Annotated in this window: 13 protein-coding genes; 3 read left to right on the top strand and 10 right to left on the bottom strand. The window is 65.8% G+C overall.

Features of this window, described 5'->3' with window-relative positions; translation table 11 throughout:
• Positions 1-90 precede the first annotated feature (90 nt).
• Together C6571_RS19720 and C6571_RS11595 are read left to right on the top strand one after the other, a co-directional pair.
• Positions 91-504, top strand: a complete 414-nt coding sequence (locus C6571_RS19720) for a PAS domain-containing protein (protein WP_170094729.1) — start codon at positions 91-93, stop codon at positions 502-504.
• The gene (locus tag C6571_RS11595; protein WP_170094727.1) at positions 501-1,394 is read left to right on the top strand and encodes a sensor domain-containing diguanylate cyclase; all 894 of its coding nucleotides are present in this window, start codon (positions 501-503) and stop codon (positions 1,392-1,394) included. Before C6571_RS19720 ends, C6571_RS11595 begins: the two co-directional genes overlap by 4 nt.
• A 103-nt stretch (positions 1,395-1,497) precedes the next feature.
• On the opposite strand, the gene C6571_RS11590 is transcribed toward C6571_RS11595, so the two are convergent.
• The 9 genes from C6571_RS11590 to C6571_RS11550 form a co-directional block, all read right to left on the bottom strand.
• Positions 1,498-2,079: a cupredoxin domain-containing protein gene (locus tag C6571_RS11590; protein ID WP_245901264.1), complete on the bottom strand. Its 582-nt coding sequence runs from the start codon at positions 2,077-2,079 to the stop codon at positions 1,498-1,500.
• Positions 2,080-2,146: 67 nt separating this feature from the next.
• The gene (locus C6571_RS11585) at positions 2,147-2,593 is read right to left on the bottom strand and encodes a group I truncated hemoglobin (protein ID WP_106446814.1); all 447 of its coding nucleotides are present in this window, start codon (positions 2,591-2,593) and stop codon (positions 2,147-2,149) included.
• Positions 2,594-2,606: 13 nt separating this feature from the next.
• A complete protein-coding gene (locus C6571_RS11580) occupies positions 2,607-3,536 on the bottom strand; it encodes a DUF3034 family protein (protein WP_106448202.1) in 930 nt (309 codons plus the stop codon).
• 44 nt (positions 3,537-3,580) lie between these two features.
• Entirely contained in the window at positions 3,581-4,372 is a 792-nt protein-coding gene (locus C6571_RS11575) for an anti-sigma factor (RefSeq protein ID WP_106446813.1), read from the bottom strand.
• 10 nt (positions 4,373-4,382) lie between these two features.
• Positions 4,383-4,958 carry an RNA polymerase sigma factor gene (locus C6571_RS11570; RefSeq protein WP_106446812.1) on the bottom strand — a complete coding sequence of 192 codons (576 nt, stop codon included), beginning with the start codon at positions 4,956-4,958 and terminating at the stop codon, positions 4,383-4,385.
• Between the two features lie 114 nt (positions 4,959-5,072).
• On the bottom strand, positions 5,073-6,236 hold the full coding sequence (locus C6571_RS11565) for an alpha-hydroxy acid oxidase (protein WP_106446811.1): 1,164 nt from the start codon (positions 6,234-6,236) through the stop codon (positions 5,073-5,075).
• Positions 6,237-6,426: 190 nt separating this feature from the next.
• Complete coding sequence (locus C6571_RS11560; RefSeq protein WP_245901263.1) at positions 6,427-8,715, bottom strand: bifunctional diguanylate cyclase/phosphodiesterase; 2,289 nt, start codon at positions 8,713-8,715, stop codon at positions 6,427-6,429.
• Between the two features lie 62 nt (positions 8,716-8,777).
• Entirely contained in the window at positions 8,778-11,072 is a 2,295-nt protein-coding gene (gene pbpC, locus C6571_RS11555) for a penicillin-binding protein 1C (protein ID WP_106446810.1), read from the bottom strand.
• On the bottom strand, positions 11,065-11,433 hold the full coding sequence (locus tag C6571_RS11550) for a hypothetical protein (RefSeq protein ID WP_106446809.1): 369 nt from the start codon (positions 11,431-11,433) through the stop codon (positions 11,065-11,067). The genes pbpC and C6571_RS11550 overlap by 8 nt, the downstream gene beginning before the upstream one ends.
• A gap of 176 nt (positions 11,434-11,609) precedes the next feature.
• On the opposite strand from C6571_RS11550, the gene C6571_RS11545 reads away from it, so the two are divergent.
• Positions 11,610-12,815 carry an alkane 1-monooxygenase gene (locus C6571_RS11545; RefSeq protein ID WP_106446808.1) on the top strand — a complete coding sequence of 402 codons (1,206 nt, stop codon included), beginning with the start codon at positions 11,610-11,612 and terminating at the stop codon, positions 12,813-12,815.
• 12 nt (positions 12,816-12,827) lie between these two features.
• Here C6571_RS11545 and C6571_RS11540 read toward each other — a convergent pair whose 3' ends face one another.
• The gene (locus C6571_RS11540; RefSeq protein WP_106448200.1) at positions 12,828-14,882 is read right to left on the bottom strand and encodes a BCCT family transporter; all 2,055 of its coding nucleotides are present in this window, start codon (positions 14,880-14,882) and stop codon (positions 12,828-12,830) included.
• Positions 14,883-14,966 lie beyond the last annotated feature (84 nt).

The following is a 14,966-nucleotide window of genomic DNA, read 5'->3' as shown; positions in this document are numbered from 1 at the left end:
GCGCAAGAAATGAAGGCAGCCACGCTGCCAGTTTCAGGAAAATCTCAGGGAAGACCATAACTGCCTATAGCGAGCCCAGGAGCGATCGCTTTGTACACAGACTCCTTCCAGACGCTGTTTGAGCGGCTTCCCATCGGCGCCTACCGCTCCAGCTCGGCTGGGCACCAGTTGCGCGCCAATGCGGCTTTGGTCAAGCTCAACGGCTACCAGACGGAAGCCGAGATGCTGGCGGCCATCCATGACATTGGCACCGAGTGGTATTGCGATCCCCAGCGCCGCGAACAATTCACCCGTCTGCTCAGCGAGCACGGTCAGGTGGTGGATTTGTCTCCGAAGTCTACCGCCACAAGACGAGAGAGCGCATCTGGGTGCGTGAACACGCGCACCAGGTGTGTGATGCGCAGGGGCGCGTGTGCTATTTTGAAGGTACGGTGCAGGAAATCACAGACGAATACCAGCGCCAACGCGATCTGCACGCCAGTGAAAGCCGCTTTCGGGCAATGACAGAACTGTCATCGGACTGGTATTGGGAACTCGATGCCATGGGCCGCTTTGTGCGCCTGGACATTGGGAGTCGGGGCATCAACCCCGGCGCTTCGGAAGAAGTGCTTGGCAAGTCACGCCAGCAACTGCCGCAAATTGATCTCAGCGCCTCGCAATGGGCCACGTACCAAGCCATCCTGGACCGACGGGAGACGTTCTATGATTTCGAGATGGCGATTCAAGGCGACAACAATCGCCTGCTGTGGCACGCCATCAGTGGCGCGCCGATTTTCGACAGTGCGGGAGTCTTTGTCGGCTACCGTGGCATCGGCCGGGACGTAACCCGCCGCCGCGAGTCCGAAGAGTTGATTCGGCACATGGCGTTTCATGATGTGCTCACTGGCCTGGCCAATCGCCGTCTGTTCATGGACCGCCTGCAACAAGCCCTGAACAGCATGGCCCGTACCGGCAGCTACGCCGTGCTGATGTTTCTGGATCTCGACAGCTTCAAGTCGCTGAATGACCGGCAAGGGCATGCAGCGGGCGACTCGCTGCTGCAGCAGGTGGCACAGCGCCTCACTGGGTGTGTGCGCAGCGTCGACACGGTAGCGCGCCTGGGAGGAGACGAGTTCACCATCCTCATGGAAAATGTGGACGCCGATGACCAGCGGGCCATGCGCCACACCCGCACGGCGGCAGACAAGGTGATGCAGGCGCTGGCAAACGACTTTGATCTCGGTGGCGAGGCCGCCACGCTGCGCTACGCCTGTAGCGCTAGCTTGGGGGTGGTGATTTTGCGCAATCCGTTGGCCAGCGCCGATGCCTGTATGAAGCGCGCAGATGCAGCCATGTACCAAGCCAAAGGCAATGGCCGCGGTGGCATCTGTATCGATGCCGACGCGCGAGGCTGAGCTTGGGATCCTGCCCGAGTCGTCCTGTCGGGTTGCCGTAGAACTCAGAGAAACCGATCACCGCAGCGCTGGACTCCATCCATTCGCCGACGCGGCAAGGGTGTCAGGAACGCTTGCGCCGCGGCACCACACTCAGCTGCACGCTGTCGAGCACCGGCGCGGCGCCCACCTGCAGGTTGCGGCGCGGCAGTTCCACCAGTTGCTCAGGGTGCCAGACGCGCAGCTGCACCGCGCCTTCGGGCACGGCGCCGAAGCGGGCAATGCCGTCGTCGTCGGTCTTGACTGTCCAGGCCGAATCACTGACAAAAACATGGCCGCGCATGGAGCTGTGCAAATGGCAGCCGAGCAGGATGGGGCCCGGCTTGTCCACCGTGACCTCGGCTTCTCCGCCGGATGCGCCGGCCTCGGCACCGGCGAGCCGAAGCTCAAAATCGGCTCCGGCACGGGGATCGGCAAAACCCAGTGCAGCCGTGGTGCCGCGAATGTGGTGGTCCCAGCGGTCGAGGTTGGTGAAGTGCAGCGTACTGCCCGGCGCCACCACGGTAACGGGCGGCAAAAAGCGCATGCGTTGCTGGCCGATCGTGACCTTGCTGGCCACGGGCGGCGCGCCGGGGCTGGCCGGATAGAGGACTACCACGGCGTCGGGAACGGCGCGGCCCTCCTTGTCCAGCACCTGAAACTGCACATTTCCGGCCCCAGCGCTTGCACTGATTGCACAAGCAGCTATCAAAAGAAGAGTATTTCTGCGCATGTCAGCGCACCGTGATGATGTCGCGGTGCATGGGCGCGAGCAGCGCCAGCAAGCGGTTTTGTTGGCTGAAGGCAATGCCTTGCGCATCCATGGCGCGCTGCAGCACCTCGACCAGCGCGTTGAAATCGCCCTTGTTGATGTCCATGTCGGCGTGTACGTCGAGCATGTCGGCGCCCTGGTAGGTGCACGGGCCACCGCTCAGCACGCAGAACTGCTCGGCCAGGCTTTCTTTGAGCGCGGCGGGTTTCACTTCTTTGAACTGAGGGCCGATGCGCGGGTGGCGCAGCAGGCGCTCGACAAAATCGTCGGCCAGGCGGTCGATGCCGGCTTTTTCACCCAGCGCGGCGTAGAGGCCGGGCGGTGGGGCGTCGGGGGCCGCAGCAGTCTGGGCGTGGGCCAGCTGCGTGCCCGCAAGCGCCAGGGCGAAGCACAAGGAGAATATTTTCATGGGATGTTCCGCCTTAAAAAGCCACCTGGGCCGATAGATACGCGCCACTTTGGCGCCTGTTGTTGGTGATGCCGGGAACGACACGCCCCAGGTCCGCCCAGGCCAATGTGAGCGAGAGGTTTTTGCTCGGCGCCCAGGCAACAAAGAGGTCCCGCCACGCATCCTCGCGCAGCGCAGCGCCCAGGCCTGCTGCACGACCAGTGGCCTGCAGGTTGTCGGGCTTGAAGCGCCATTCCGCACCGATGGCGAGGTCGCGCCTCAGCAACCAGGCCACCGAAAACTCGGGTTGCAGGCTGCGGCTGTTGCGCCCTGGGGCCGCAGAACCGAAACCGAGCAGGCCGTTCTGATTGGCGCGGGTGGAGCGCAAGGTGGCGTTCAGCAGCAGGCCTTTGTCCAGCACCAGCTTGGTGGCGCTGACGTAGACATCGGTCCCATGCGTGTCGGCGCCCAGAAAATCGAACACCGATTGCAGCGAGCCAGGGCGCACGCGCTTGTGCTCCAGGCCAATGGCAATTTGCGGCATCCAGCTGTCGGCGTCCAGGACGGCGTCGCCCGCCACGCGCACTTTCAGGCCGAGCACGTCCATGCGAATGTGCTGGCCACTCTGCACGCCGAACGGCGCAATGCCGTTGAGCGCCACCGCGGCGCCGGCGTCGAAATCCTGCCGCGCCACCGAGAGCTCGACGCGCTCGTTCCAGCCCAGCGCAGCGCCGTAACTGGTCAGCGCGTAGTCGTGCGTCACAGCGCGGGTGGTGAAGGCGCTGGCGCCCCACTCGCCCTCGGTGGCGTTGCTGCCAATCACCGCCCAGGGCGTAATGCCGCCGCCGGCCGTGCCGGTGATGCTGCTGACGCCGCCCGTCAGCAGCAGTTTGCCGGTTTCGGCCTGCGCCAGGGCCGGCGAGCAGGCCAGAGCCGCCAGCAGAGACAGCGTTTTCCAGTTCATTTTGGTTTCCATGTGGTTCGCTTGGTTGGGCTTGGTTGGAATGGTCACGCGGATTTCTGAATCCACTCGCCGGTGAACAGCACCGGCCCGGTCGGCCCGCCTTCAGACGGCACACCGCCCTTGGGCTCCAGGCTGATGGCGAGCATGGGCACGCCCTGCACTTCGCCAGGCGTTGCCGGCAGGGCCTGGCTGCGGCCGTCGGCCAGCACGCCCAGCGAGCGCGGCTTGCCAGCTGCGGGCAGGGCCCAGAGCTGCAACGAGCGATCGCCTGGCACTTCAAAGCCGCCAACGCGCTGCAGTTGCAGTTGCTGATCGCGGGCGTCGAAGGTGACAAGCAGCGCGGCCGCAGCTTTCTCGTCGCGCAGCACGGCCACGTAAGTCGATTGCGGGGCCGCGCGCTCGGCCAGTTCGGCCTGCAGGCTGGCAATCTGCTGAGAAGAGTCGCGCAGGCCGCCGGTGGCCTGCAAGGCAACGACGACCGCTGCAGCGGTGGCAAACGCGCCCAGGGCTGCTGCACCCTGCCACAGCCCAATGCGCTGCCACCACGGAGCCGCCTGCGCCTGTCGGGCGCGCTGGTGGCTCTGGTGCTGCAATGCTGCACGCTCCGCCTGCACCAGGTTGGCTATGCGTGTCCACACGGCCGCCGGGGGCTGCTCGGGGGCCTGCAGTTCGGTGAGGCCCGCCCAATGGCTTTGCCACAAAAGTGCGGCAGCGCGCACAGCCGGGTGCTCGCGCGCCAGGGTTTCAAAGCGGCGGCGCGCACCGCCGCGCAGCGTGCCAAGGGCGTAGCTGGCCGCGAGTTTTTGCAGCAATTCGGGGTGTTGGTTGAGGTTCATGTCATGCCCCTCACACGTAGCGCGCCATGCAGCCGCGCAGTTGTTCCAGCCCGCGCCGAATCCAGGTCTTGACGGTGCCCAGCGGCAAGGCGAGCTGCTGGGCCAGTTCGCTGTGGCTCAGGTCGCGTAGATAGGCCAGGCTCACCACCTCGCGCTGTTTGGCCTCCAGGCGCTGCAGGCAGGTATGCAAGGCCGTGGCCTGCTCGCTGGCGTCGGCCGCGTCCATGGGGTCGGGCGTGTCGCTCTCCAGCGCATGGCCCAGGCTGTCGTCCAGCTCCTGGGTGCGGTCGGCGCGCGAGCTGGCGTGCTTGCGCAAGGCGTCGAGCGCCCGGCTGCGCACGATGACGCCCAGCCAGGCCAGCGGCGGGCTGAGCGAGAGCCGGTAGTCGCCGGCAGCGCGCCAGACGGTGAGAAAACTCTCCTGCAGCACGTCTTCGGCAGCATCGCGCCGCCGCAGCACGCGCATTGCCAGGCCAAACAGGCGCGGCGAGGTCAGGTCGTAGAGGGCACGCAGCGCGGCTTCGTCGCGCTGGGCTACGCGGTCGATCAGCGCCACCAGATGGGCGTCGGAAGAAGGTGGCGGCATGCATGGATTGTGGTTGAGGAAGGCAAATCTTGCTTTCCCTGTACGCACCGCGCCGCCGAGTGGATTCAGCCGGTTGCCAGAACGCCTGATTACGCTCTGGCAAGGACGATCAGATCAGGGCTTGGGATAGGTCCCCGGCAGCAAGATGCCCTCATCCACTGTGTCAATGCGGGTGTGGCCGCAAAAGGCCATGGTGAGGTCCAGTTCGCGGCGGATGATCTCCAGCGCGCGGGTCACGCCCAGCTCGCCGTAAGCGCCCAGGCCATACAGGAAGGCGCGGCCAATCATGGTGCCGCGTGCGCCCAGGGCGCGGGCCTTGAGGACGTCCTGCCCGCTGCGGATGCCGCCGTCCATCCACACTTCGATGTCCTTGCCCACCGCCTGCACAATGGCCGGGAGCGCAGCAATCGACGAGGGCGCGCCGTCAAGCTGGCGGCCACCGTGGTTGCTGACGATGAGCGCGTCGGCGCCACTGTCGGCAGCCAGGCGGGCGTCTTCGGCATCCATGATGCCTTTGATGATCAGCTTGCCGCCCCAACGCTTTTTGATCCACTCGACATCGCCCCAGTTGAGTTCCGGGTCGAACTGCTCGGCCGTCCAGGACGCCAGCGACGACATATCGCCCACACCCTTGGCGTGGCCGACGATGTTGCCAAAGCTGCGCCGCTTGGTGCCCAGCATCCCTAAGCACCAGCGCGGCTTGGTCGCCAGGTTGATCATGTTGGCCAACGTGGGCTTGGGCGGCGACGACAGGCCGTTCTTGATGTCCTTGTGCCTCTGGCCGAGGATCTGCAAATCCAGCGTGAGCTGCAGCGCGCTGCAGCCGGCGGCCTTGGCGCGGTCGATCAGGCGTTCGATGTAGTCGCGGTCGCGCATCACATACAGCTGGAACCAGAAGCCCGGTCCGGCGTGCTCGGCCACGTCTTCGATCGAGCAGATGCTCATGGTCGAGAGCGTGAAGGGCACGCCAAAATCGCGCGCTGCACGCGCCGCCAGAATTTCGCCGTCCGCATGCTGCATGCCGGTCAGGCCCGTGGGGGCCAGCGCCACGGGCATGGCGACGTCCTGGCCAATCATGGTGCTGCGCGTGCTGCGACCGGTCATGTTCACCGCCACGCGCTGGCGCAGCAGGATGGACTGAAAGTCGTCGATGTTGGCGCGGTAGGTGCCTTCGGTCCACGAACCCGAGTCGCAGTAGTCGTAGAACATGCGCGGCACGCGGCGCTTGTAGACGCGGCGCAGGTCTTCGATGCAGGTCATGGTGGAAAGATCGCTCACGCTGGTCTCCTGGCAGGTTTTCTGGGTGCTGCCAATCGTAGGCGCACGGCGCGGAGCGCACCATCAAAATTATTTGCGCGACTTCGGAGCAAATTTAAATCTGGAGCGCCGTCAAAGCACCAAGGTCTTGAAAAAATCGGCTCTTCTAGCTTGTCAGACAAGCGTCTAAAGCTATCTTTTCAATAGCTATTCAAACGTCTGGCAACGCGGGGGCTGGCGGATCCGTTGGCGCTATCCGTTCAGGCTCTGCCTCCGGCCCCACGTAACTGCGCACTTGCATGCGCCCGCCGCGCTTGGCGGCATACAGCGCCGCATCGGCATGGCGGGCCAGTTCCTCGTAGTCGCTGCCATGCTGCGGGAACAGCGCCAGTCCACCGCTCAGGCCCACTTTCAGCGCCTGACCCCGAAGAACAAAGGGCTCCTGGCATACCCCCAAGACCTTGCCGGCGACCGCGCACACCTGGCGCGGGTCCTCCAACCCAGGCAGCAGCAGCACAAATTCGTCCCCGCCCTGGCGGCACACGGTGTCGGACTGGCGCATGGCGGCCACCAGGCGGTGCGCAAACTGCACCAGCAGCTGGTCGCCCGCGTCGTGGCCCAGGGTGTCGTTGACCTGCTTGAACCCGTCCAGGTCGAGGTACATCACGCCCAGGCCCCTCTTCTCGCGGCGCGCCAGCGCCAGCGCGTGCTGCGCGCGGTCCTGCAGCAGTACGCGGTTGGGCAGATCGGTCAAGGCGTCGTACTGCGCCAGGCGCGCCATGCGCTCGGCCATGGCCATGGTTTCGGTCACGTCGTGCAGCACCATCACGGCGCCGGTAAGCCGCTGCTGGCGGTCAATGATGGGGCAGGCCGACTCCTCTACCTCAAAGCGCTGGCCGTCCTTGCGGTGCAACACCACGCCGCGCGTAGGACCGCAGGCAGCCTGCGTGGCCAACGCCACGCGCAGCGGGCTGGGCTGGGTCTGCTGGCCATTGGCAAGGTACAGCGGTGCGACCTCGTCCACATCGCGCCCGGAGGCGTCAAAGGCCTGCCAGCCGGTCATGCGCTCGGCCACCGGATTGAGGTAGCTCACGCGGCCCTCGGCGTCGGCACAGACCACAGCATCGCCGATGGAATGCAGGGTCAGGCGCATGAGCTCTTTTTCCTGGAACAGCTCATCCTCCATGCGTTTGCGCTCGGAGATATCGGTCATCTGTACAAAAATACCTTGCACCGGGCCGTTGCTGCCGCCCCTGTCCGGGGTGTAGCTGACTTGCATGTGCCGCTTTTGCCCCTTGGCATCGGTGAGGGTTCGCTCAAACACCTGCACACGCCCTTGCAACGCCTGTTCGAGGTACGGCCGGACCAGAGCGTAGTCTTTCTCACCCAGAAGTTCCCGCGCCAACATGCCGCGAACCGCCTCCGGCGAGTGCCCGAACATGGCGCTGGTGCTCTGGTTGACAAAGCGGTTGCGCTGCTCGCTGTCCCAATAGCTGATCATGGAGGGCAGGTTGTCGAGAATGGCGTGCAGATCGCGTTCAGCTTGGTGCAGCTGCGCGGCCAATTGCTGGCGCTGCTGCAGTTCACGCACAAAGAGTAGGGCCAGCCCGAGGCAGGCCAGCATCAACAGCAGGGCAAAGCTACCCAGCAGCGTGGAATTGCGGCGCCAGCTGGCCAGAACTTCATCCGCTGACTGCCCGACGGTGACCACCAGCGGAAAATCGCCCACCTGCTGAAAGGCGTACAGGCGCTCCACTCCGTCAATCACGGCCCGGTTGGTGAACGTGCCGCTGGAGCGCGAGGCAATGCGGGCATGGTTTTCCGAGCCTGCAACGCTGCGTCCCATATCACCTGCCTCTTGCGGCAGGCGCGCGATCAGGGTGCCGTCGGTGTGGTAGAGGTTCAGGCTGCTTTTCGGTCCGATCTGGACAGCGGCGAACAGCGCGTGGAAATAGTCGAGCCGAATAGAGCCCGCCACCACACCACCAAAGCTGCCGTCCTGCTGGAACCAGGCGCGGCTGATCGGCAAGGTGCCCCGGCCGGTCAGCCGCGAGCGCACCGGCTTGCCTATGAACAGGCCCTGCTGTGCCCCTGACTGGAACGCCTGGAAATAGTCGCGGTCGGAAAAATCGACCACGTCGGGGACGAACCCGCCGGAGTCAAACATGCGCTGTCCTTGCGCGTCCAGCACCAACACTGCCGACAGGCCTTCCGCACGCAGCGAATGGTCGAACAACACGCGGTTGCGCAGGTCGGGATCCATGGCCAGGATTTGTGGACTCGCCAGGTCTTTTGCCAGACCCTGGAGCGACGGATCGAGATTCTTGAGCAGTGTGGCAATGGACTGCTGCAGGGTATAGGCCAGATTCACACCCGTGCGCTCGGCGTGCTGCCACGCGTAGTTGCGCATGGACCAGATCGTTTGGCAAAACAAGGCGCCGATGCCCAGTGCGACCAATACGGCCAGCAGAATCAAGCGACGGAATGCAGGCGGGTGCACAAACAGGAAACGAATATAAGTATTACGAATTGTAATATCAGGTCTCTCGGGCCATGCGCTGCTTAAGGCACGCCCGGCGCATGCACCCCCACGCCGGCCCCGCGCACCTCAAAGCGCACTTCGTCGAGCACCCGTCCGCCCGCGTCCTCCAGTTGCAGTTGGTGACGCCCCGGCCAGGGCAGCCAGGCGTGCACTGGCCGGCGGCCGACCAGCTTGCCGTCGAGCCGCCAGCGCAGCGGGGCGCCAGGCGCCGCGCCTGCGGCGACAAAGCGCAGGCGCTGGTAGGCCGGCGGAATATCGGGGTCCAGCGCCACCACGGCACCCGAGGCGGGCTCGGCAATACGCAGTATCGAGACCAAGGCAGAAGACGAATTTTTTGATTCTTTTTGGCTTCTAGCGCTTGATGCGTAAGCGCTGGCAGCTTCACTTTCTATAGCAAAAATCGGCTGCTCTGTACCCTTCAAAAACCATTCGCTGCGCGCCGCTTCCAAGGGGCTGCCAGCCACTGCATCGGGGCCAAAGCGCACCGCCGCCTGGACCACGCCCTTGGGCGGGCTCGGCGCGCGGCTGGCCTCGTGCGCGTGCAGATAGCCCATCACCGCCGCCCACATGGGCGCCGCGCCGCTGCTGCCGCTGACATCGTGCATGGCGCCGCCCGCTGCGTTGCCCACCCAGACGCCGACGGTGTAGCGCTCGGACCAGCCCAGCGCCCAGTTGTCGCGCATGTCCTTGCTGGTGCCGGTCTTGACAGCGCTCCAGAAGCGCGTGGCCAGCACACTGTCGAGCCCGAAGGTGCGGGCGCGGGCATTCGGGTCGGACAGGATGTCGCCGACAATGAAGGCGGCGCCAGGGTCGACGGCGCGTGTCCACTTCACTGGCTGCGGCTTCGCCCGAGCCAGCGGCGACGCCACCGCGCTCAAGCGCCCAGCGTTGGCCAGCGCGCGGTAGGCGTTGGCCAGTTGCAGCAGGGTGACTTCGCTGCTGCCCAGCGCCAGGCTCAGGCCGTAGAAGCCGCCGCTCTCGCGCAGCTCCAGGCCGAGGGCCTGCAGCTCCTGAAAAAACGCATCGGGCGAGACCATGGCCAGCGTGCGCACTGCGGGCACGTTGAGCGAGGACGCCAGAGCCGTGCGCGCCGACACCCAGCCCTTGAAGCGCAGATCGTAGTTCTGCGGGATGTACAAGCCGCCCGCCGTGGCGATGTGCGCGGGCGAGTCGTCAATGAGCGACGCGGCGGTCAGGCGCCGCTCTTGCAATGCCTGGGCGTACAAAAACGGCTTGAGCGTGGAGCCGGGCTGCCTGCGCGCCAGCACCGCATCCACCTCCCCGGCCTGGCTCAGCTCACCCGACGAACCGACCCAGGCCAGCACCTCGCCGCTGGCGTTGTCGAGCACCACAATGGATCCGTCCTGCACATTGCGCCCGCTCAGCTCGCGCAACTGCTGCGACAGGGTCTGCACGGCAAAACGCTGTAGCGGCGCGCGCAGCGTGGTGGTCAGACGTGCCGGAGGCGGCGAACCGGTCGGCAGCGCTGCCAGCGCACGGCGCGCAAAGTGCGGGGCGATGCCCTCGCTGGCGGCAAAGGCGCGGCGTGCCAGGGCGCCGCTGGCGAGCAGTGCCAGCGCATCGCAGTCGGTGCCCGCTGGCGCAGCGCCACTGTGGCCTGCCGCCTGCATCTCGCGCAGCACCCCGCAGGCCCGGCGCGCTACCTGCGCGCTGCTGGCATTGGGCGCGCGCACCAGCGCTGCGGCAATCGCCGCTTCGCGCTCGTCCAGGCCTTGCGGCGCTTTGTCGAAGAGCGTGCGGCTGAGCGCGTCGATGCCCACCAGCTCGCCCCGAAACGGCACCAGATTCAGATAGGCCTCCAGAATCTGCGCCTTGCGCCAGCGCCGATCCAGCACCTCGGCCGCCGCCACCTGGCCAATTTTCTGCACCACGCTGCGCCCACCTGGCCGCTGCCGCAAATCGGCGCCGCCGGGCTCGTCGATCAGGCCGGCCAGCTGCATGGTGATGGTGCTGGCGCCACGCGTGCGCTCGTTCCACAGATTGGCCCAGGCGGCGGCCGTGGCGGCCTGCCAATCGACGCCGCTGTGCTCGTAAAAACGCTTGTCTTCCGACAGCAGCATGGCGCTGCGCAGCGCGGGCGACACGTCGGCCAGCGCCACCCACTCGCCGCGCCGCACGCGGGGGTCGGTGCGCACGCGCTGGAGCACCTCGCCTTCGCGCGACAGCAGCAGGGTTTCCGAGGAATGCCATCGGGCGCGCACGGCCGCGTACGAGGGCAGTGCCATAGCCGGGGCCGCTGCGAACACCAGCAGCGCCGTACAGACGCAGGCGCGCAGGGCACCACGCTCAATCATCGCGGTGCTCGGCGTCAAATCGGCGCTCAGCCTGCGTCAGATGGCGCAGCAGCACATGCGAGACGAGGTTGACACCAATGCCGCCAAAGAGCACGGGCAGCACGTACAAGGCCAGGCCCACTTCCGAGAGAAACACCGCGTCGTCCAGCACCGATACCGTTTTCTCTGCCAAATGGCTGAGCGACTGCAGCAAATACACATCCACCCCGGCCAACACGATCAGCAGCATGCCAAGCGCCAGCACCGTGAGAGAAGACACTGCGCGGCGAAACAGCAGTGCGAGATAGATTGCAATGGGCAGGACCAGCGAAACCGCGATCAACAGCCAGAAACGCAATTCGGGGAAAACACTCGAAGGCATGGAAAATGGGACGCAAATAGCGCGCTCAGCTGGGAAGATCCTCCAGCATGCCAGACTGTCGGCGCGAACCAGGCGGCATGGCCCGACCACCCTCCGCGAGGTCGCCGAAAACGCGGTGTCGCACACGGTCCAGCGGGGGTTGACCGACAATCGAGTCCTCAGACAGGAGCGCCCTTATGTCCGAATCGCTTAACCCTGGCAGCCGCTCTGACGCCCCGGCCGAAGCTTACCGCGACCACAAGCGCTGGGCCTGGCTGCTGTCGGTGGCCGTCCCTACGGTGGTGTTGATCGGCCCGCTGCTGATGCTGCGCACCGGCGATGCGCGGCTGCTGTGGCTGCCGGTGGGGTTCTTCTATCTGGTGGCGCCACTCATCGACTGGCTGCTGGGAGAAGACCGCAGCAACCCGCCGGAATCGGCGGTGCCGGCATTGGAAGCCGACCGCTATTACCGCCTGGTGTGCTACCTTTTGGTACCCGTGCTGTGGGCGGCATTCATCTTCAGCGCCTGGTTTGTGGCGCGCCACGACCTGCCTTGGTGGGGCATGGTGGCAATGGTGCTCACGGCGGGGTCTGTGGGCGGTTTTTGCATCAACCTGGGGCACGAACTGGGCCACAAGCTTCCTGCGCTGGAGCGCACGCTGGCCCGCCTGGTTTTGGCACCCACGGGGTATGGACATTTCTCCATAGAGCACAACCAGGGGCACCACCGCCACGTGGCGACGCCAGCGGACCCGGCATCCTCGCGCATGGGCGAGTCGATTTATGGGTTCTTGCTGCGGGAGATGCCGGGCGCGCTGCGCCGCGCCTGGGCCATCGAGAGCGCCCGGCTGGCGGTCAACCGCCGCTCCGCCTGGTCGGCACACAACGAGATTCTGCAAACCGCATTGGTCACGCTGGCGCTCTGGGGTGGCCTGGCGCTCTGGCTGGGGCCGGGCATCCTGGTGTTTGTGCTGGCAGCGTCGTTCTGGGCCAACTTCCAGCTCACCTCGGCCAACTATGTCGAGCACTACGGCCTGCTGCGCCAGCGCCGCCCTTCCGGACGCTACGAACCCTGCCTGCCGCGCCACTCGTGGAACAGCAACCACGTGTTTTCCAACTGGGCACTGTTTCATCTGCAGCGCCACTCGGACCACCATGCCCACCCGTTTCGACGCTACCAGTCGCTGCGCCATTTCGATGAAGCACCGCAACTACCCACCGGTTACTTTGGGATGTTCACCCTCGCCTACTTTCCGCCGCTGTGGCGCCGCGTGATGGACCCGCGTCTGCTTGCCGCCGTGGGGCGCGACGCGAGCCGGATCAATCTCGATCCGCGCAAGCGTGCGGCACTGGTGCGGCAGTACGGGCTGACGGATGCACCGCAGCCAGTGCCAACTGTGTGACGCACGCCAGGTTCAATACGGCCCCTTGTGGCTGGGCGATCGGTGCAGCAGTCCGCTGCGCTGGTCGGCGCTGGTGATGCGGTAGCGCTCGTACTGGCGCAGGATGTCCACGATGACTTCCTCACGCCGCAGGTACTGGATGTCGTAGCCTTCGCGGCCATCGGCAAAGAAGGTGATGGGTTCGAACACATAGGGCAGCGAGCCCTCGGGCGCGGCGTCGCGCACCGCAAAGGTGGCGGCGGCCCGGCGCGTCACGCGCACCCCATAGACGAAATCGCGCAACCGCGCATCGGGGATGGCAAAGCGCAGCGTTTCGTCCTGCTGCGGGTCACCCTGCAGCTCAGCCACGACGCCGCGTTGGCCCAACTCGGCGGCCACGTCGCGCATGGCCGGCACCACGGTCTCCGCCAGGTAGGCACGTACCTCGGCCTCGGTGGAATCGCGCACCATCTGCTCCAACCGGTGGCGCCAGTGCGCCCCACTCCAGAAGCTGGTGGCGGGCGCCAGGTCGCGCGTGGAATGCGCCCGGTCGGCCTGCAAGCCGCGCCACAGGCCCCAGCACAGCACCAGCATGATGAGCGCTACCGGCAAGGCCGCCACCAGCGTCATGGCCTGCAGCGCCTTGAGGCCGCCGGCGAGCATCAAGATGGCCGCCGTCACGCCCAGCACCGCCGCCCAGAACAGGCGCTGCCAGACCGGTGAGCGCGGGTGGCCGCGCGAGGCGATGGTGTCCACCACAAACGCCCCCGAGTCGGCCGAGGTCACGAAGAACACCGCAATCAGCACAATCGCCAGCCAGGACACGGCCGTGGACCAGGGCAGCAGCTCGAGGAAGTTGAACAGCAGCGCATCGACATTGCCCACCGTGGCGCCGAGCACACCTTGCGCGGCGTGGGTGTCGAGCCAGATGGCGCTGTTGCCAAAGGTGGTCATCCACAGCAGGTTGAAGGCGGTGGGCACCAGCAATACGCCGACGATGAACTGCCGAATGCTGCGCCCGCGCGAAATGCGTGCAATGAACATGCCGACGAACGGTGACCAGGAAATCCACCAGGCCCAGTACAGGATCGTCCAGCCACCGAACCAGCCGGCCTCCTGCGTGCCTTCGTAGGCAAAGGTGCGCAGCGAGAGCGACACCAGCTGCGAGACATAGTGGCCGATGTTCTCGCTCAGCGCCTGGAACAGGAACACCGTCGGCCCGGCGATGATGACAAAGCCCAGCAGCAGGAACGAGAGCGAGAGATTGAGCTCGCTCAGGCGCCGCACGCCCTTGTCCAGACCGCTGACGGCGGAAATGCCGGCCAGAGCGACCACCACGACGATGATGCCGACGCGAAACACATCGGTGCTGGTGTCCCAGCCGCCCACCCGCCCCAAACCTGCGGAAAGCTGCAGCGCACCGTAGCCCAGTGTGGTGGCGATGCCGGCAATGGTGCCCACCAGCGCAAACGCATCGACCGTGTGGCCAATCGGCCCGTTGATGCGCTCCTTGAGCAGCGGGTACAGGCCCGAGCGCAGCGTCAGCGGCAGGTTGTAGCGAAAGCCGAAATACGCCAGCACCAAGCCCATGGTGCCGTAGATCGCCCAGGCATGAAAACCCCAGTGGAAGAACGTCACCTCCAGCGCCTCGCGCGCGGCGGCTGGCGTGCCGGCGATGGTGGTCGGGGGCTTGAGGAAGTGCTGCAGCGGCTCGGCCACGCCGAAATACATCAGGCCGATGCCCATGCCGGCTGCGAACAGCATGGCCGTCCACGAGACGAAATTGAACTCAGGCGCGGAATTGTCGGGCCCGAGCTTGATGTCGCCGTAGCGGCTGGAAGCGATCAGCACCAGAAACACCAGGAACACCGTGACCACCACGGTGTAGAACCAGTCGAAATGCCCCACCACCCAGCTCTGGGCACCCGAGAAAAGGCTGACGGCACGCTCAGGTTGCAGGGTGCAAAACACCAGCAGCGCGCCAAGTACGGCGAGCGCCGGCAGTACCACCGGCGCGGCCAGCGTCATGCGCGGGGTCGGCTCGGCCGCCGACAGAGGGCCGGTGGCCGCAGCAGGGGGCAAGGCCATGCCACTATCGTCGGGAAGCGATTCGTCGGTGTGGGGAGCGGACATGCGGCCTCCTGAAAAGTTGGCGCCAAGGCGGCGCCGAGC

Source organism: Simplicispira suum (assembly GCF_003008595.1).
In the GTDB taxonomy this organism is placed as follows: domain Bacteria; phylum Pseudomonadota; class Gammaproteobacteria; order Burkholderiales; family Burkholderiaceae_C; genus Simplicispira; species Simplicispira suum.
The sequence above is the reverse complement of the archived record's forward strand: the minus strand, read 5'-3'. Positions and strand labels throughout refer to the sequence as shown.